The 18,632-nt window shown below is 54.8% G+C and carries 18 protein-coding genes; 11 read left to right on the top strand and 7 right to left on the bottom strand.

Annotation, left to right across the window (positions count from 1 at the left end):
* Positions 1-69 precede the first annotated feature (69 nt).
* Positions 70-1,104 (bottom strand): kelch repeat-containing protein, encoded by a 1,035-nt coding sequence (locus tag RAL90_RS11955; RefSeq protein WP_306250911.1) that lies wholly within the window; start codon positions 1,102-1,104, stop codon positions 70-72.
* A 149-nt stretch (positions 1,105-1,253) separates the two neighbouring features.
* On the opposite strand from RAL90_RS11955, the gene argE reads away from it, so the two are divergent.
* Both argE and RAL90_RS11945 read left to right on the top strand, forming a co-directional pair.
* Positions 1,254-2,411, top strand: coding sequence for an acetylornithine deacetylase (argE, locus tag RAL90_RS11950; RefSeq protein ID WP_306250909.1), 1,158 nt, complete (start codon positions 1,254-1,256; stop codon positions 2,409-2,411).
* A 173-nt stretch (positions 2,412-2,584) separates the two neighbouring features.
* A complete protein-coding gene (locus tag RAL90_RS11945) occupies positions 2,585-3,925 on the top strand; it encodes a methyltransferase domain-containing protein (RefSeq protein ID WP_306250907.1) in 1,341 nt (446 codons plus the stop codon).
* 11 nt (positions 3,926-3,936) lie between these two features.
* On the opposite strand, the gene RAL90_RS11940 is transcribed toward RAL90_RS11945, so the two are convergent.
* Positions 3,937-4,719 (bottom strand): metallophosphoesterase family protein, encoded by a 783-nt coding sequence (locus RAL90_RS11940; RefSeq protein ID WP_306250905.1) that lies wholly within the window; start codon positions 4,717-4,719, stop codon positions 3,937-3,939.
* Positions 4,720-4,848: 129 nt separating this feature from the next.
* On the opposite strand from RAL90_RS11940, the gene galE reads away from it, so the two are divergent.
* From galE to kdsB, 3 genes are read left to right on the top strand one after another with little or no spacing between them, the layout of a single operon-like run.
* Positions 4,849-5,835 carry a UDP-glucose 4-epimerase GalE gene (gene galE, locus RAL90_RS11935; RefSeq protein ID WP_306250903.1) on the top strand — a complete coding sequence of 329 codons (987 nt, stop codon included), beginning with the start codon at positions 4,849-4,851 and terminating at the stop codon, positions 5,833-5,835.
* Between the two features lie 44 nt (positions 5,836-5,879).
* Positions 5,880-6,287, top strand: a complete 408-nt coding sequence (locus RAL90_RS11930; protein WP_306250901.1) for a hypothetical protein — start codon at positions 5,880-5,882, stop codon at positions 6,285-6,287.
* Positions 6,284-7,072, top strand: a complete 789-nt coding sequence (kdsB, locus tag RAL90_RS11925) for a 3-deoxy-manno-octulosonate cytidylyltransferase (RefSeq protein ID WP_306250898.1) — start codon at positions 6,284-6,286, stop codon at positions 7,070-7,072. The genes RAL90_RS11930 and kdsB overlap by 4 nt, the downstream gene beginning before the upstream one ends.
* Here kdsB and RAL90_RS11920 read toward each other — a convergent pair.
* Both RAL90_RS11920 and RAL90_RS11915 read right to left on the bottom strand, forming a co-directional pair.
* Entirely contained in the window at positions 7,069-8,775 is a 1,707-nt protein-coding gene (locus RAL90_RS11920; protein ID WP_306250897.1) for a M56 family metallopeptidase, read from the bottom strand. The genes kdsB and RAL90_RS11920 overlap by 4 nt on opposite strands.
* Before the next feature lie 20 nt (positions 8,776-8,795).
* Positions 8,796-9,185 (bottom strand): BlaI/MecI/CopY family transcriptional regulator, encoded by a 390-nt coding sequence (locus RAL90_RS11915; RefSeq protein ID WP_306250895.1) that lies wholly within the window; start codon positions 9,183-9,185, stop codon positions 8,796-8,798.
* 194 nt (positions 9,186-9,379) lie between these two features.
* Between RAL90_RS11915 and RAL90_RS11910 the strand changes: the two genes are divergently transcribed.
* Positions 9,380-11,827, top strand: a complete 2,448-nt coding sequence (locus tag RAL90_RS11910; protein WP_306250893.1) for a GAF domain-containing hybrid sensor histidine kinase/response regulator — start codon at positions 9,380-9,382, stop codon at positions 11,825-11,827.
* Here the strand turns inward: RAL90_RS11910 and efp are convergent.
* From efp to RAL90_RS11895, 3 genes are all read right to left on the bottom strand, one after another.
* Positions 11,811-12,374: an elongation factor P gene (gene efp / locus RAL90_RS11905; RefSeq protein ID WP_306250891.1), complete on the bottom strand. Its 564-nt coding sequence runs from the start codon at positions 12,372-12,374 to the stop codon at positions 11,811-11,813. The genes RAL90_RS11910 and efp overlap by 17 nt on opposite strands.
* 287 nt (positions 12,375-12,661) lie before the next feature.
* The gene (locus RAL90_RS11900) at positions 12,662-12,883 is read right to left on the bottom strand and encodes a hypothetical protein (RefSeq protein ID WP_306250889.1); all 222 of its coding nucleotides are present in this window, start codon (positions 12,881-12,883) and stop codon (positions 12,662-12,664) included.
* Between the two features lie 112 nt (positions 12,884-12,995).
* Complete coding sequence (locus RAL90_RS11895; RefSeq protein WP_306250887.1) at positions 12,996-14,078, bottom strand: GIN domain-containing protein; 1,083 nt, start codon at positions 14,076-14,078, stop codon at positions 12,996-12,998.
* Between the two features lie 220 nt (positions 14,079-14,298).
* Between RAL90_RS11895 and RAL90_RS11890 the strand changes: the two genes are divergently transcribed.
* From RAL90_RS11890 to glyS, 5 genes are all read left to right on the top strand, one after another.
* Positions 14,299-14,733, top strand: coding sequence for a PaaI family thioesterase (locus RAL90_RS11890; protein WP_306250886.1), 435 nt, complete (start codon positions 14,299-14,301; stop codon positions 14,731-14,733).
* A 61-nt stretch (positions 14,734-14,794) separates the two neighbouring features.
* Complete coding sequence (locus RAL90_RS11885) at positions 14,795-15,217, top strand: DUF1761 domain-containing protein (protein WP_306250884.1); 423 nt, start codon at positions 14,795-14,797, stop codon at positions 15,215-15,217.
* Positions 15,218-15,259: 42 nt separating this feature from the next.
* Positions 15,260-15,970, top strand: a complete 711-nt coding sequence (mtgA, locus tag RAL90_RS11880; RefSeq protein WP_306250883.1) for a monofunctional biosynthetic peptidoglycan transglycosylase — start codon at positions 15,260-15,262, stop codon at positions 15,968-15,970.
* Between the two features lie 99 nt (positions 15,971-16,069).
* Positions 16,070-16,477 carry a hypothetical protein gene (locus RAL90_RS11875; protein ID WP_306250881.1) on the top strand — a complete coding sequence of 136 codons (408 nt, stop codon included), beginning with the start codon at positions 16,070-16,072 and terminating at the stop codon, positions 16,475-16,477.
* 66 nt (positions 16,478-16,543) lie between these two features.
* Complete coding sequence (glyS, locus tag RAL90_RS11870; RefSeq protein WP_306250879.1) at positions 16,544-18,628, top strand: glycine--tRNA ligase subunit beta; 2,085 nt, start codon at positions 16,544-16,546, stop codon at positions 18,626-18,628.
* Positions 18,629-18,632: the final 4 nt, after the last annotated feature.

Raw genomic sequence — 18,632 nt, 5'->3', positions numbered from 1 at the left:
AGGCTATGACCCATGGGCTCGGACTGTCAAAATGCTTGCGCAGTTGGCGCTGCTGATGGTGGGCATGAATTATGTGGGGCGAAAGCGCTCCAGGAGGTTGCTGGTGCCGACCCCGCCTGCTTGCGTTGCGCCGCCGATGGCATAAATCCAGCCGTCGATCGCCACCCCGCCAAGGCCATGACGGGGAGTGCGCATGTCGGTTGAAGCTGCCCATTCATCTGTTTGCGGATCATAAACCCAGCATTCGCGGTAAACACCGCCGCCATTATTGAAATACTCGCCCCCAAAAGCATAAAGACGCCCCTGTACAGTGGCAGCAGCAAGACCGCCCTGACCCTGCGGCATCGGGCTGCCAGTGCGCCAGCGATCCTCCACCGGGTCGTAAATTTCTAGGTCCGTCACGTTCCCGCCGGTAACCGTGCGCCCGCCAGCGACATACAGCAGTCCATCAATGACAACGCCTGCGGCGCTGTTGCGTCTGGTAAGGGCAGGGGCCGCACGCTGCCACTGATCAGTGGCCGGGTTGAACACAAGATGTCTGTCTGTATCCACATGATCATTCCAGGTCTGGTTCCTGTCGCCGCCCGGTTTGCGCCCGCCCACCACATGGATCAGATCGCCGATGCTGGCGCAGACTGTCTCTCCGTGCACCTCAGGGGCTGGCGTCAGCGTATCCCACTGATCGCCACCGGGCGTATACACCCAGCTTTGATCCTGTGCTGCCCAGCGCTCCTGCGCCGTCAGTGCCTTAAAGCCACCAAGGGCATATATCTTGCCTTGATGGCCAACCAGATTGGGATGATGGCGCGCTTCGGGTAAGCTGGCAGCGAGATCCCATTTGTCCAGAGAAGGATCGTACACGATGTGCATATCCGAAACGCCGGTAATGCGATCAACCTCTGCCATATAGCCACCGGCCAGGTGGATTTTGCCATTCAGGACGGTCGGATAGATTTCCTGCAATTTGAGCGGCAGCGGCGCGCGGGTCTGCCAGCTTGTCTCACCAGCCTCTGCGGCGCGGCTGAAGCCGGGCATCCCGGTTAGGCAAAGCGCTGCGCCATAAGTGAATGACCGCCGCGTAACGTTAGTGTTCGAAATAGCCATGATTTGCTCCCGTTTTATCAAGTCTAGGCGCCTGCAGATTTCACGGCAAATATAATGCCTGTAATAAAACCTGCCTTGCGGCCCCCGAAGGTCCGCTCTTTCCGGGAAGTGAGGTGACGCAAGTGGTGCACTGGGCTAAGGGGTGGTGCATGACAGATATTTCCCCCCAGATTGACTGGCTCGCCCGTCTTGTTGCCCATGATACGACATCCTCGAAATCCAATCTCTGCCTCGTGGAGGATGTGGAGGCATACCTGCACGGACTTGGTGTGACGACGAAACGTGTGGCCAATGAGGATGGCAGCAAGACAAATCTTTATGCGGTTGTCGGGCCAGCGGTTGAAGGCGGTGTGGTTCTGTCAGGTCATACGGATGTCGTACCCGTAGCCGGGCAGGACTGGCTGACGGACCCGTTTGTCCTGACGGAAAAAGACGGACGGCTCTACGGGCGGGGCACATGTGACATGAAAGCGTTCTCTGCGATCGGTCTGTCACTGGTGCCTGAAATGCTGGCAGCGAATTTGACCCATCCCCTGATCTTCGCGCTTTCCTATGATGAGGAAGTTGGCTGCCTTGGAGCGCCGGATATGATTGATGAAATTGCCCGGGAAGTCCCCGCGCCTTCAGCCGTGATTGTTGGGGAGCCGACAATGATGAAAGTGATAGACGGGCACAAGGGCATCTCTTCTTTCAGGACGCAAGTTACAGGGTATACGACCCATTCAAGTCAGGCAAATCGTGGTGTCTCTGCCGTGATGATGGCGGCACGGATCATCAGTTTCATTGAAGGACTGTCGCGGGAGCTGGAAGAGAATGCCCCGCCAGCCAGCACATTTGACCCGCCGCACACAACCATGACCGTGAATGTGGTGCAGGGCGGTACGCAACTGAACATCATGGCGGGTGCCTGTTCGTTTGACTGGGACATGCGCAGTGTGCCGGGGGATGACGTGGGGGAAGTGTTTGGGCGCGTGCAGTCTTTTATGACGCAGGTTGAAACGGAAATGAGGGCAAAGCATGAGAGCTGTGCCATCACAACCGACTGGATGACCCGCGCGCCGCATCTTGCGCCAAAACCCGGCAACAGGGCGGTGGAGCTGGCGCAGGCGCTGACCGGGCAGAACCACACGGAGGTTGTCTCTTACGCAACTGAAGGCGGGCAGTTTCAGGAAGCCAATTTTCATACAGTCATCTGCGGGCCCGGGTCAATCGACCAGGCGCATCAGCCGAACGAGTTCATTTCGCTGGCGCAGGTCGAGGCTGGCACGGCTTTCATGCGCCGACTTATCGCGCGCCTGAGGGGATAAAATTTAAGACCTCTTTCACCTGTCTCAACAAGGTATGAAAATATGGGGTACTTTAATCATTTGGTTACGAAAAAAAATCCGGAAGCTGAGTAAAAAAGATGCAGTTTTTACCTGCACTTAATCCTGCTGGCGCAGGTTCACCTGAACGAACTGTCTTTGCTCAGGAGAAAATAGTGACGGGTAAACTTGTAACACGATGCCGGGCCTGTGGTTCCAAATCACTCTCACCGGCTTTTTCCCTCGGCGATGGACGGGATTATGTTTTCTGCGATCCGGACAAGGATGTGACAGCCTGTGGCCTGCTGCAACAGGCAACTATGACGCAAAGGGATGACAACGCTGTGTGTGAAGGCGTCTCGCGGTCGCATCGTCACAGACTGCGCGCTGCCGTCTCCGAGGCTATGGAGATGGTCACGACGCGTGATGGGCTTGCGCTCGATATTGGCTGCGGCGATGGCACGCTGACGTCTTTCTATCCACGCTGGATAGAAGCTGTCAGTGTTGACGTTGTAACGCCGGTTGAGGGGGCCAGCGACTGGGCCAAGGTGGTCACAGGGGCGTTCCCCGAAAAACCGGCCCTGTCCGCCATTCGCAAACATGCAGGCAATCGCAAGTTTGATATTATTACGGCGATTTCTGTTCTTGGCGAACAGTCAGCACCCGGTCAGTTCCTGTTGGCAATACGCGAGCAACTGGTGGATGACGGGATTGCCATTGTTGAGACAACCTATGCCTCTCTGGCATTGATGCGCAACCATGTGGATGCTTTTCATGAACAGGCAGAAGCTGTTTATACGTTGACAAACCTTGAAGCAGAAGTGCGCAAGGCTGGTCTCAAGATTGTGCGCGGGGCGATGACGGAAACGAATGGCGGGTCAATACGCCTGTTCCTTGCCCATGATGGCTATGCAGGCCATGATTATGTTCCGTGGCTGGAGCAACTTGCGCGCCTGTGGGATGAAGAATCTGTCCTCAACCTGGCCAACCGCGCAACATTCCAGGCATTTATTCAACGTGTCGAACGGAATAAAAGCGAGATGGCTGATATTCTCGATAACATGGAACGCTATAATCTGCACGCCCATGTTATCGGCGCAGACACTGCGATGCGGGCGCTGCTCGACACATATGGTATCAATGGGAACCATGTTTCCTTCGTCATCGGCCGTGGGCCAGATGAAGGGCGCACCCCCCGGAACCTGCCGGTCGGAGACGGGTTTGTCGAGGTTGTTGCAGAAGAAGATGTGCGTCTTGCCCAACCGGACTACCTCTTTGGCTGTGCATCGCAACGACGCGAAATTCTGGAGCACTGGCGCGATGCGATTTTCAATGGCGTAAAGGTTGTCTTTTTGACACCGGAAGTCGAAATCATCGATGACCGCAATTACGGTGCTGAGCTTGGCAAGGCGCTGGCGGTTACTGATGGGCCTGGCAGCGTTGATACATTGAAAGCTGTTCTGTCTACGGTACGCAGACCACGCCTGGTTGCTGTCAACACGGCGCTGGAAGCCTGATTTCAAAAAAGCTATCTGCCGGTTGTGATGAACCGGCGGTCACTGCCTTCCAGAACAACAGCTGTCAGCTTGCCGGTATTGAAGGCACCCGTATCAACATTGATACGCCAGCTGATGTTTTCCGGTTTGTCTCTCGGGGTGTGACCGTGCACGATGCAGCGGTTAGGCCAGTTATCCGGATTTGCTTCGTAAAACTCACGGCGTATCCATAGGAGGTCGCGCTGGCGCTGTTTTTCTATCTCAATGCCCGCGCGCAGACCGGCATGTACAAGAATGTAATCACCGGCAATATACATGTTTTCAAGCGAGATCAGGAAGTCGAGATGCTCGTCCGGCAGTTTCTCTGCCAGCTCGGTGCGCAATGATTCAGGGGAGCGCCCCTCGACCCCTTCAAGGCCATAGCTTTCGAGTGTTTGCTGCCCGCCCCAGTCAATCCAGCCTTCCATGTCGTCCGGGTCAGCCAGAAAATCGACCATGGCCTCCTCGTGATTGCCGCGCAGGAAGACCGTATCCGGGAACTGAAGACTGAAATCCATAAGGGTCTGCAGGACCTTTGCTGATGCTGGCCCCCGGTCAACATAATCCCCTAAAAAGATGAATTGCGGATCGACATCAGGCGCTTCGGCAAAATCATCATCCGGGTCACCAGCGAAGTCGGCCTGGCATTTTATCAAAAGCTGTTGCAGCAGATCGTCACGGCCATGGATGTCCCCGATGGCGAACAGTCTCTTGCCATCAGGGGCGTGAATTTCCTGTTCCGCCTTGCCGTCTGTTGCTTTTTGCTTCTTTTGCATTTGCAAGAAATAGCAGCCTATAGTTAATAGTTTCTGTTGCCTCGTTTTCTGCTGGCATTACCAGACGCAACGGGGCTTTCATGTTATCGGGCAATCATCTAATGCTGTGTGCGTTGGAAGGTATGAGAAATGGTCATAGCAGTTACAGGCGCTGCCGGATATCCTGGCTCTCACATGCTGCTTTCCCTGGCAGAAGCAGAAGAGGCCTATGTTCCTTTTGATACCGCCCGGATGCTTCAACGCACTTCGGGTAATATCGAACAGCTTGTAGTTGATCCACTGGCAGACCCTGAGGGGCTGGCACAGAAGTTCAAAGACAGGGAGGTGACGGAGGTTATCCATTTTGCCGGTGGTGGATTCGTGCCTCTGTCAATCGATGATCCGCTTACCTATTATCGAGATAACACACTGACAGCCTATACGCTGATATCGGCCTGTATGCGTGCCGGGGTGAAACGGCTGGTTCTGTCATCGACCGCCTCCGTTTATGGCGTGCCGGAGCGTATGCCGATCAATGAAACGGCACCGGTCTCACCAATTTCACCTTTTGGTGCTTCCATGGCGATGGCTGAACGGATTGCGGCTGACGTGGCGGCGGTCAGCAATCTCGACATTGTGGTGCTGCGCTATTTCAATCTTGCGGGCGCAGACCCCGCCTGCCGGGCAGGGGAGCGCGGGCGCCCGCGCCACCTGATAAAGGTTGTCGCCCAGATTGCCGTTGGCACCCGGCAGGAAAAATTACAGATTTATGGAGATGATTATTCGACGCCGGATGGCACCTGTGTCAGGGATTATGTGCATGTTTCTGACATGGCAGATGCGCATCTGGCGGCATTGAATTATCTGCGCAAGGGCGCGCAGACCGTCACGCTCAATGTCGGGTATGGATATGGTGCCTCAGTTCTGGATGTGGTGGCAGCCGCAGAACGTGTCATCGGGCGCAAGATTGATACCGAAGTCGCCGACCGGCGCGCAGGCGATCCGCCCTTGCTGATTGCCGATAATGCAGAGATCCGGACCGTTCTGGACTGGGCCCCGCGTTTTGATGACCTAGACTATATCGTACAGTCAGCGATCGACTGGGAACAGCACTGCAAGGACGAATCAGTGCAGTGATGATTTCCCTGAAATTCCTACTCAAAAGCTGGTGGATCAGGCTTATGCGTCTAGCCTATGGAATTCTCCTCGTTTTGATCATTGTGCTCAGTCTGCTGCCGACAGAGGACGCGATACCGGGCGGCAATCTCATATTTGGCTTTATCGCAAAAATACTTCTTGGAAGTGCAGACTATGCAGACAAGATTACGCATGTGGCCGCATATGCTGCGATCACCTGTGTCGGGATGCTCGGGATTATTCGCCCGCTGGGCCGTTGGCTGTTCATGCCACTGGCCATGTTATTGCTCAGCGGGCTGCTTGAGTTCGGGCAGGGCGCTGTTGCGGCAAGAACACCAGACCTGATGGATTTCGTCGCCAATCTTGTCGGCGTGACAGGCGGAGCGATTGTTGCCGGCCTGCTGCTGGCCGTTGCGCATCAGCAAACGAAACGCAAGCCCGTTACTGTATGAGGGCGGTCATCATCATCCCTGCACGCTATGCGTCAAGCCGGTTACCGGGCAAGCCATTACTGGCAGAAACAGGCAAGCCGCTCATTCAGCATACTTACGAGCAGGCAGCGGCGTCAAAAGCCGATGAGGTGATCGTCGCGACAGATGATGAGCGTATCGCAACGGCGGTTCAGGCGTTTGGCGGCAGGGTTGCCATGACATCAGCAGACCATGAAAGTGGTACAGCGCGCGTCGCAGAAGCTGCGCGTGATCTGGAAGCTGATATTATTGTCAATATGCAGGGCGATGAACCAGAGACGGAGCCGGACAGTCTCAACCATCTGATAGATGTACATGAGCGGGCATTGTCCGTGGCTGAGCCAGCTTTTGTCTCGACACTGGTTTGCCCTTTCAGCCCTGAGCCAGTGACAGGCCCCGGCTCACCGGAAGACCCGTCCTGTGTGAAAGCTGTGTTGTCAGGCGAGCAGAATGGTTATCGAAGGGCGCTGTATTTTTCACGCGCTCTTGTACCGTTCCCGCGTGATGATAATGGACGCATCAGTGACCCAACAGCTTATTATCTGCATCTGGGTGTCTATGCTTTCAGCATGGACAGTTTGCAGGCTTTCTCATCCTTGCCTGCCAGCGCGCTGGAGCATACTGAGAAACTTGAGCAGTTACGCATTCTGGAGGCAGGTCACAAAGTCGCCGCCGGGGTGATCAGTTCCGCCCCGCCGGGCGTGGATACGCCAGAAGACTATGCGGCGTTTGTCCGCCGACAGCAGCAAGCCAGTGAGGGGCATTAGCCCCGGCTGCGGGGTTTGACCGAGTTAAGATAGGCAGAAATCTTTTCCTGATCGTGATGGTCAGCATACTCGATCACCGTCAGTTTCTTGCCATGATGATAACTGGTGTAGTTCAGGGACGCCCCGTTCTCGACCAGCAACTTGACCAGTTCCACATTGTTTTTATCAATGGCTGCCATCAGTACACTGCCATGTTGGTCAGAAACGTAATTCGGATCAGCGCCATGTTGAAGCAGTTTTTTGGCAGCAGAAACATAGCCATGTGAGACTGCTTCCATCAGGGCACTGTGGCCATCAGCAACCAGATTGATGTCGGCTCCCTTGTCGAGCAGCCACATCATGGTTGCAAGGTCACTGTTATGTGTCGCGGCGATCAGCGGTGTTTCCTCGCCCTCCTGACAGTTGAGGTTTGCGCCTTTCCGAAACAGCTCAAGTTTGGTTTTGTGGTCCTTATCATAGATAGCCTCCATAAAGTCGCTACAGCAGAATTCACTATCAGCCTTGCTACTGCTGTATGACGTACGGGTATCATAATTATAGGCAGGCACCCCAAGGGCGGACCGGGTACTGGCATAGCTTGCCTTGATTTCCAGATCTTTCTGTCTATGCAAGGTGTATTCATATGCTTCTTCAACCACCGGCAATACCGCGGAAAAAGCCGTCCGGGGGGAGAGAACAAACAGCAGCACAATAACCGCCATCGCGCCCACAAGATTGGTCAGTTGTGGCCTGCCGAGGCGCAGCTGGCTCTGATAATCGGCATTGATCAGCCTCTTGATACGGTGGGAGAAAAAATTACCACGGCCGCTTTCAAACGCACCAACGGCGAGCAGGTTTTTGTTTGCGTCGGGTTCACGGATGAGCGCTTCTACGCTGTCCAGCAGAGAGCTGGCATAGTGCCGCGAGCAACCTGCTTTGCGCACCGCCCGATCATCGCAGGCCATTTCCCGCTCCGTGCGCAGATTTTTACAGGCGCCGTGCATGAAAGGGCTCCACCAGTAGAGCGCCAGCAGGACGCGCTGACCAAAGGCACACAAAAGGTCACCGCGTTCAATATGCGCAAGTTCATGGGCAAGCACATGGCGTAACTGTTCACGGGGCAGAATTTTGACCAGATGCGTTGGCAGCAGAATGCTGGGCCTCAACAAGCCCACAGCCATGGGGCCGTTGACCTTGTCGGTCACGCCAACACGGGCATATTCCGGCCAGTCCGGTGGCAGAATAGTGGCAGCATTTTCAAGCGGTTTGCTATCAGCGCGAAGCTTTCTGGTGGTTTTCCACGACATGAAAAGGCCGCACAGGGCGCGTACAGAAACGAAAAACCAGAGCCCGACAAGAACGGCCATAATCAGGGATCTGCTGAGGAAACTGTTATCAATCGTCTGTGTGACAGGTTGAACGAGTGCCGGGTCATAGCGATAGGCGTTGTTGAGCGCCGATGCCAGCGGCCCTGTTTTGCCTTCGGTGATCGCGATTTCCTGGCCCACCATGAGGCTTGGCATGAAGTTCAGGCTTGGTGTCGGCAGAAGTGTCAGGATGGGCATGGCCCCCAGAAGGAATACTGCAACCGCCCAGATCCATGAGCGATGCTCGGCGCTCCATTTATCTTTCTGATAGAGCAGCAGGCCCACAATGGAAAATATGAGAACGCCCTGCCAGACATGCCGGAAGGCTATTTCGGCAATCCACTGCAATCCTTCCATCCCTCGACCCCTTCAGATTATCAGTTTTGTTCTGTTTCGTGCTCGCTGAGCTCACGCCGCAATTCTGCTAGATCTTCCAGATCGATGCCTTCGATCTCGACAAGATGTTGTGCCAATGCCTGGGATGATCCCCCGAAAAACCGTGTCACAAGATTGGACAGGGCTTTCTGCCGTGCTTCAGCCTGGGAGATGAGGGGATAATAGATAAATGCCCGCCCTTCTTTCTCGTAACCGGCATACCCCTTGTCAGCCAGAATTTTCAGGATGGTGAGCACCGTTGTATAGGCCAGCTTCTTCTTCTGATTAAGCTGCTCATGCACATCGCGCACCGAGGCCTTACCGGCTTCCCAGAGGATGAGCATCACTTTCTGCTCGGCTTCAGTCAGTGAAACAGATGGTTTTCTTGGCATAAATACCTGCTTTCCGAAGATAGTACCCTCATGCGGATACATTTCAAACTATAAATTTAGTTAACATAAACCAAAAGGCAAGCATGTGCTGCATTCGTCAGTCGCGTGCGCCCGCAAAGACCTTTCGTTAACGATACTCTGATATAGCAAAGCCGTGACCGTGATGGATTGTGTCTGACGGCGGGAGGTAAGGCGTGACGGGGCTGACCAAGCCAGCAAAAGAGATGTCTGATATCGCACAACGCGCTTACCAGAATAGCCGCGACAAAATCCTGCTGCATAATACGATCAATTCGCAGCATGTTTCTGTCGCGAATGCTATTATTCTGGCTATTCTGCTGATCAACCAAAGCCCGTCCAGCCATCTTTTTGTCTGGATTATTGCCGTCGTCTCACTGACAATTCTCAGATATGCTTTCGGCAGGGTTGCTTCGAACATCAAGCCCGGCCTGTCATCTGTGCACCGTGTCACTCTCGATTCATTTAGTGCCCTCAGTGGTATCTGCTGGGGATTGACGCCGTTTCTGCTGCCGGCCAGTGCGGAAGGCATTTCCAGAGAACTGGTTGTGTTCATGATCGCTGGCATGACCGCTGGGGCGGCGCTTTCCTATGCATCGCATATTCGCTCGGTTATCGCGTTCAATTTGCCTGCGCTGTCGCTTCTTGCCTGGTTCCATTTGCTGCGTGGCGAAGCCGGCGATTATGTCATGTGCGCGGTGCTGGCGGTATATTTCTTTGCCACGCTGAGCTTGTCGCGGCGCGCCAGTGAGGTCTTGTCGCATGCCGTCACCAACGGGATTGCGGCCCAGACGCGCGAGCAGGAACTGAATGAAAAAGAAGCGGCGCTGAAAGACGAAGTCATCCGGCGCAAACAGAAAGAAGAAGAGTTGAAAAACACGCTTGCGCGCAGCCAGCGGGTTAATCTCAGTCTTGAAATGATTACCAAGGACGTTCTGGCGCAGCGCGAACGCAGCGACTCGGATGTGTTCGACGTATTGTTGCGCCGCTCAGCAAATGCTCTTGATGTCAGCCGGGCCAGTATCTGGCTGTTTACGGATGACCAGAAAGCACTTGAGAGATACAGGCTCTTTCATGATCGCCGGCATGTTGACCGGACGCCGCAGCGTATCGAGATTTCACAATGCCCAAGTTATTTTCAGGCGATATCAGAAAATCGTGTGGTCGATGCAAGTGATTCCTGTGCTGACCCGCGCACCAGATGCCTGGCGGAGGATTATCTGGTCCCGCTTGGGATTCAGTCATTGCTTGATGCGCCTATTGTGGACGGTAAATCCCGCCGTGGTGTGATCTGTTTTGAGGCGACGACCGAGCAACGAAGCTGGACGCCGGACGAAGTGGCTTTTTCCGGCTCTATCGCCCAGTTCATTGGTATGCTGTTGATGGCGGACAAAGCAGACGCCATGACGGAAAGCCTGCGTCTGGCGCTTGATGAAGCCAGACATGCCAGTGCCACAAAGTCATCTTTTCTGGCCAATATGAGCCATGAGATCCGCACGCCTATGAACGGTGTTCTGGGGGCGGCCGCCGCTCTGAAAGGGTCCGACCTTGATGCAGACCAGGCGAATCTGGTCGATATTATCCACGGATCCGGCGATTCGCTGATGACCGTGCTCAATGATATTCTGGATTTCTCCAAGATTGAGGCGGGACAGGTCAGTATTGAGCAAAGTAAATTTTCTCTGCGGTCTGTGATTGAAAAAGTTGAGTCTGTGCACGGCCTGAAAGCGGCTGACCGCGGACTTGAATTCTCGGTGGCTGTGGAAGAAGGTGTCGCTGACCAACTGGTTGGTGACTCGCACCGGCTCGCACAAATTCTTCATAACCTTGTTTCCAATTCCATCAAGTTCACCCATGAAGGCGGTGTCTGGCTGAATGTGCAGGCACAAGAGGATGACAATGACCCGGAAAAAGCCGCTATACTGATTACGGTCGAGGACAGCGGCATCGGCATGACGCCTGAAGAAAAAGAATATGTCTTCGATAAATTCGCGCAGGCTGATGATTCCACAACCCGCAATTATGGCGGCACCGGTCTTGGATTGTCGATTATCCAGAGTCTGGTCGAGGCGATGTCGGGTACGCTTGAATGCGAGTCAGAAAAAGGGCGCGGCACGGCATTCTATATCCGCTTGGCGCTGCCGCTTGCCGAGGGGGCAGAGGCAGAGGCCGACGAGGAAAATGAATGTGTTGTCGGTCAATTGGCGCAGAAAATATTGCTGGCAGAAGACAATGTGACAAACCGGATGGTTCTTGAAGCTCTGTTGAAGCCGTTTGATCTGTCTCTGACCTGTGTTGAGAATGGCCAGGAAGCAGTCGAGGCGTTCCAGGCAGACCGGTTTGATCTTATACTGATGGATATCCAGATGCCGGTCATGGACGGGACAGAAGCGCTTGCGAAAATCCGCGAAATCGAAGCGCGCGAAGAGCTTGTGCCAACGCCGATCATTGCGGCCACTGCCAATGCCATGGTTCATCAGATCGACGAATATATGAGCATCGGTTTTGACGGTCACCTCACCAAGCCAATCCGCATGGATGCGCTCATGAATGTTCTGCAGATGGGGCAGAATGCAAGCCACCAGAAAAATGGCGGGCAAAAAGCAGTCAGTCAGCGCGCTTGACGTATTCGACTGTCGTGGTGTTGACCACGATCCGCTCACCTGTTGTCATGAATGGGGGCACCATCACGCGCAAACCGTTATCCATCATGGCCGGCTTGTAGGATGAAGACGCAGTCTGCCCTTTTACGGTTGGCTCCGTTTCCACAACTTCCAGGACAACATGCTCAGGCAGCTGTATCGTCAGCGGGCGTCCCTCATGGCTTTCAACAATAACCTGCATGCCGTCCTGCAGGAAAGCAGCCCGGTCGCCCAGCATGTCGGCGCTGATATTGATCTGCTCATAGTTCTCTGCGTCCATGAACACATGACTATCACCTTCCGGATAGAGATAAGTGTGATCCTTTTGTTCAAGGCGGACCCGCTCAACTGTTTCTGAAGCGCGGAAGCGCTCATTCAGCTTGCGCCCGTCAAGCAGGTTCTTCAGCTCAACCTGCGCATAGGCAGGGCCCTTGCCCGGTTTGACAGCGTCTGTCTTGACAGCAACCCAGAGAGAGTCCTGATGCTGAATAACATTACCGGGACGGACTTCGTTTCCATTGATTTTCATACAGCACCCTTTTGCTGAAAGCCTTGAATTTGCAGGCTTTTGGCACGTTCAGGCAGGACCCGCAACCACTGACAGAGATGTTACAGCAAAGAATTGCTGCGCCGCAGCAACGAATTAGGGTTGTCTCAAAGCGGCGGTTCAGCTTTAACCATTCTTAACGGCTTCACAAAAATATCATAAACGAACGCCGATATATAATAATAAGAGGGTAGGAGACTTCCTGCGATAATTACCGGACCTGCTGCTTCAAGCGCGGTCCGGTTTTTTATTGGTCCGAGTTCCGGGCGCTATTCCAGCACATCACGCAACCACGGCCCATAGGGTGTTTCACCAAGGAAGGTGAGCTGCGATTGTGCTGATACCCTGTTGATCTCTTCCTGGGGTCTGAAACTCGGGTGGACGGCACGGCGCAAAGGTCTTTGACCGGGCGCCAGGGTAATGATTTCGGCAATCGCCTCAGGCACATCCATGGGATCAGTGTTTCGGCCACTGCCGTCCTCTGTGCCCATGCGGGGGATCAGGTCGGGTTATGCTGCCAGCCGCTCCTCTTCGCTGCGGTCTTTCAGGGCGGCGGTTAAGGTTATCATCATTGGTCGTCATGTTGACTTCTGCTGTTCGTGCTCAGTCATCAATGCGGATATCACCGATTATGATGTCACCGCTGCCACTTGTGCGTACACTGCCTTCATATTCACGGATGAACACATCACCGCTGCCAGAGATACTGACATCTGGATTTGTGGCAAGACCATTGAATTTGAAGTCGCCTGACCCTGAGATACGCACTCGCAGGTCTTCGGCGCGCCCCCGGCGGATATCCACATCGCCATTGCCGGTGATACCAATTTCAGATGGGCCATTGAGCTCATTGATGACGATGTCGCCAGAGCCACGAATGGAAATATCCGCACCGCCGTTGACATTACCAGCCTCAATATCGCCGGAACCGGCAATCTGGAAAATGCTCTCCCCCTCAATATCTCCGGTAATGATGTCACCGCTGCCGCGGATATCTGCCCTGAAGTTGCCGGCGATTTTCTTGACATCTATATCACCCGATCCGGCAATGCTTAAGTCAGCAGACTGAACATTGTTGAAGGCAAGGCTACCTGATCCGGCAATTCTGGCCTCAAGGTCTTCCGCAACAGAAGCGAAGATCAGGTCACCACCGCCGGTAATGCGAATATCGGCAGCTTTAACATTGCCTACAGTCCCTTGCACATAAAGCGTATTGCCAATCTGAACATCGCCATTGATATTCCCGACGGTCAGATGAACAGCCGCCCCTGCAAGGCTGAGGTCTGTGCCTTCCGGGACGGTGATCTGTATAACCGGGTAGTCTTCAAGGAATACCTTGAAGGCGTCCTTGCCGTGACGCTGCCAATCCATTTTGCGCCAGAATGTGCGCTGGTCCGGCTTTTCATTGCTGTACAGGCGCACAGCATTGCCATTCTGTTCTGCCTGAACCGGTTCCTTGTCCGCACTGCCGTTGTCGATCGTCACGGATATATCTGCACCATCGCCTGTCATGATACTGACGGTTGCAATGAAATCTTCGAGCACGATCCGGTCACTGCCGGTGAAGGTTTCTGTCGCTGACGCAGCAGGGCTGATCGCGGATACCAGCAGCAGGGTAAGCCCTGCCAACAGGCTGGACGCTTTCAGATGCAGCGGCGTGACGTATATTCTGGCTGATTGCAGCATTGATATTCTCCTCTCAGATCACCCTTTGTCAGCATGTGAGAGGATCGGCTGTGATTTTGCAATATGCAAATCGGTAAGGTTCGAGGGTCTGAAAGCTGCAACAGCCGCAATGTTGCGCCGCAGCATAGCTGCTGCTTTGCCTGTCGGGGCGGGGTGTTTTCGATTATATGTCCCTGGATCATGATCTGAATTTTATTTTGATCCCTGTACGGAGGTGAATATGCCGTTGAAGTTGACCGCAGAGGAAGTCAGCAGTTTCCTGATTGAGTTGTTCCCCGGCTGGAGCAAATATTATGATGTCCTGTCGCTCGATGAGCAGGGTATGAAACTGAAAATGTTTGTGCAGGAACGGCATCTGCGCCCTGGTGGCACGGTTTCGGGGCCCGCTGTTTTCGCCATGGTGGATGCCGGTGCCTATCTGTTGACGATGGCTCATATTGGCCGGGAGGCCATGACAGTGACGAGCAACTGCTCGATAGACTATATGCGCAAGCCTGCGGCAAAATGCGACATCATTGGCGACTTCAGGCTGCTGAAACTGGGCCGGACATTATGTGTCATGGATGTGCTCGTCTATTCGGAAGGGGACCCGGCGCCGGTCGCCCGGGCCAATATAACATACGCTATTCCGCCTGTGGGCACGCAGCCCGAGTGACGTTTGCTGTCTGCCAGGAAAGCGCGTAAACCAGAGAGAAAACGCAAGGAGGGTCGTGATCATGAAAGTTAATGGATTGCCCGTATGGGGCATATTACTGGGCGGATTCGTCTACTGGTTTTTCGGGTTTATTTTTTACGGCGTTCTGTTCACCGATGTCTGGATGAAGGCAGAAGGTGTCAGTCTTGCAGAGGCCGAAGCCGCGGCGGCGGCCCCCGGTGGCATGTGGTGGATGGTTGGTGGCTTTGTCATCTCTCTGACGATCACAAAAGGTGTGGCGTATGTGCTGAAATGGCGCGGCTGGCCGAATTTGCCTGGTGCCCTTGGAACCGCTTTCCTGCTCTGGGCGTTCTTTGCCGTGACCATGCTGGGCTATGATCTTGTCTATGTGCCCCGTCATGACTGGGCCGGTTTCTTTGTTGATATCGGGTACAATTATCTTGGCATGTCTGCTGCAGCGGTCATCATTACGTTGATGCGCTAGAAAAAAACCGGTGCCAGAAGAGTTGAAAGAGGCTGTCTTACCATGAAGGCTTCGCCATCACAGACAGATCACGGCCTTTTGCGGCGTGTTCTGTCACTGGGCGCGCGCCTGATAGCGCTTGGCATCGCCCTCACCATTTTATGGGTGATGCTCTACCGCGTTGTGCCAGTACCGGGGACAACCCTGATGGGTTGGCGCAGTATGCAGGGGCAGGCCATCAGCCGCGACTGGGTACCGCTGGACGATATTTCACCGCAACTCGTGCGTGCTGTCATCGCCGCCGAGGATACCGGATTTTGCCAGCATATCGGGTTTGATGTCGAAGCTATAAAAGTCGCGATTGCAGATGCGCGGGCTGGGTCCGGCTGGCGGGGGGCGTCCACCATATCCCAGCAAACCGCCAAGAATGCCTTTTTGTGGCATGGCCGGGACCCGCTGCGCAAACTGGCGGAAGTGTGGTTCACGGGCCTGCAGGAACTGATCTGGTCCAAGCGGCGCATCATGGAGGTCTATCTCAATGTGGCGGAATGGGGCGACGGCAATTTCGGGGCAGAAGCCGCAGCACAGGCCCGTTTCGGCAAACCGGCATTAGAGCTGACCGCCTATGAGGCGTCGCTGCTGGCCGCTGTGTTGCCAAGCCCGAACCGATGGTCGGCCAATCCGCCGGGGCCTTATGTGGCCAGCCGGGCCGAAACATTGCGCAAGCGTATGGCGACTGTGCGGCGCAATGGGCTTGATACCTGTATCTACTAGATACGGCAGACCATTGTGCAGTATTTCACTGGTGTGCAGAATTTCACTGGCCTGTCCCGGCGGCGGGTTTTATGCTTCGGGAAAATCTGGAGAGCCCCGATGAGTGTTTTCAAATCAATCGCGATGACTTCTTTTGTGCTGCTGCTGGCTGGCTGTGTCACGCCCGCGCCCAGCCGTCCTGTGGCCGATGTGCCTGTAGCCGGACCGGGTGAGACGGCACCGGCTGTTTCGGCCCGCGCCCCGCGTATGACGGACTGTGATCGTGTCATCCCGATCATGGCGCGCAACACGGCAGAGGGTATCGCGAAAGAGGATCAGTGGATTGCCCGAAATTATCCCGGTAGCCAGACAATCGCGCGGCGCCTGACCCAGTGTAATGGCAAGCAGGCCGAAGTCATCACCCTGCGTGATCGCAATGGCCTCGATGTGATGGTGACGTTCGATATCTCGTCCTTCTTCGGCAAGACATCCACCGGCGATGATCTTGACGATCTGCTGGACGGCTGAGTTAGCTGCCATCACTGCCTGAATTCGGTTGCGCTGCACAACGTGCGCGCCTAAACAGCCCGGATTATGCCAGACCTCCTGCTAGAAATTTTTTCGGAAGAAATCCCGGCCCGGATGCAGTCGCGCGCCGCCACTGATCTGCAGAAACTGGTGCAGGATGCGCTGTTTGGTGCCGGTTTCATGCCAGAAGGGGCCAAGGCATTTGCCACGCCGCGACGCCTGTCGCTGGTCGTGACGGGCCTGCCGGGCGCGCAGCCAGATCGCAAGGAAGAGAAAAAGGGTCCCCGTGTCGGGGCACCCGACAAAGCGGTCGCAGGCTTTCTGAAATCTGCCGGGCTCTACAGCCTCAATCAGTGTGAAAAGCGTGCCGACAAAAAAGGCGAATTCTATGTCGCCGTCATCGACGAGAAGGGCAAGCCCACAGCGTCGGTGATCGCCGGTTTTCTCCCGGAGTTAATCCGGAAGTTCCCCTGGCAGAAATCCATGCGCTGGGGCGACGGAGATTTGCGCTGGGTGCGCCCCATGCACTCCATTCTGTGTACGTTTGACAGCGAAATTGTGCCCTTCGAGGTGGAAGGCATTATCGCCGGGGATCGCACTTATGGCCATCGCTTCATGGCCCCGGCTGAAATTCAGGTGCGCAGTTTTGAAGATTATGAAATGGCCCTGTCCCGCGCCAAGGTCGTGCTGGATGGCGAGCGCCGGGTTGAGCAGATTCTGGAAGAAGCGAAGGGCCTCTGTGCCGCGCAGGGCCTGGAACTGGTCGAGGATCAGGGATTGCTGAACGAAGTTGCCGGCCTTGCCGAATGGCCCGTGACCCTGATGGGCAGCTTTGACGAGAAATTTCTCAAGCTGCCGGATGAGGTGCTGACAGCCACCATGAAAGGGCACCAGAAATATTTTTCTGTGCGTGACCCGAAAACCGGTGCGCTGACCAACCGGTTCATCTTTGTCTCAAATATCGAAGCGCCAGATGGCGGCAAGGCCATGCGCGCCGGCTATGAGCGTGTGCTGACAGCCAGATTGTCGGATGCCTGGTTCCTCTACAGCCAGGACCTGAAGACGCCGCTGGAAGATCATGCAAAGAAACTGCATGAGGTGACGTTCTTTGAAGGCCTAGGCATGATCGGTGACAAGGTTGATCGTGTGGCGGCACTGGCGCGCGAGATCGCGCCGACGGTCGGGGCTGATCCGGGATTGGCCGAAAAAGCAGCCCGCCTTGCCAAGGCTGACCTCGTCACTGGCATGGTCTATGAGTTCCCTGAATTGCAGGGCCTGATGGGCCGGTATTATGCTGAAGCACAGAATGAACCAGACCAGATAAGCAAAGCAATCGTCGACCACTATAAGCCTGTTGGCCAAAGTGATGAAATTCCTTCAGGGTCAGTAAGCGCTGCTTTGTCATTGGCTGACAAGTTGGATTCGTTGGTAGGTTTTTTTGCCATCAACGAAAAACCGACCGGGTCTAAAGATCCTTTTGCCCTTCGCCGGGCAACTTTGGGCGTTATACGTATTGTTTTAGAGAACACTCTACGCATTCGGTTGGGGGAAAGGCTGCAACCATCCTTACAACTGTACAAAAATAATCTTTCAGAATCATTCGGTCCAGGTTCAGTGAGCGAACTGTTGCCCTTCTTCCATGACCGCTTGAAAGTTTATCTCAAGGACAAGGGCCACAGACACGATCATGTGGATGCTGTGCGTCACCGCCCGGATGGTACGCTTGAAGATGACCTGGTCCTGATTGTGAAAAAACTCGAAGGCCTTGAGGCTTTCCTGCAAGCAGAAGACGGGGCGAACCTGATTGCCGCCTATAAGCGCGCGGGCAATATTCTGAAGGCGGAAGAAAAGAAAGAGGGCGCCTCATTTGCGCCTGCCGTGGACGCAGGCCTGTTGCAGGAACCAGCGGAAAAATCGCTCCATGAAGCGATGACCAGAGCGCAAGCTACCTTTGGCCCTGCCATTGAGCAGGAAGATTTCAGCACGGCGATGACGGCCCTTGCGGCCTTGCGCGGGCCGCTTGATGCGTTCTTTGAGGATGTGACGGTCAACGCTGACGATGATAAGCTGCGCCGCAATCGGCTGGCGCTGCTTTCCTCCATAAAACAGACCTGTGAACAGGTCGCAGATTTCTCACGCATTGAGGGTTAGACGT

Origin of the sequence: Parvularcula sp. IMCC14364, from assembly GCF_030758415.1 — a bacterium.
GTDB lineage: Bacteria > Pseudomonadota > Alphaproteobacteria > Caulobacterales > Parvularculaceae > Aquisalinus.
The sequence above is the reverse complement of the archived record's forward strand: the minus strand, read 5'-3'. Positions and strand labels throughout refer to the sequence as shown.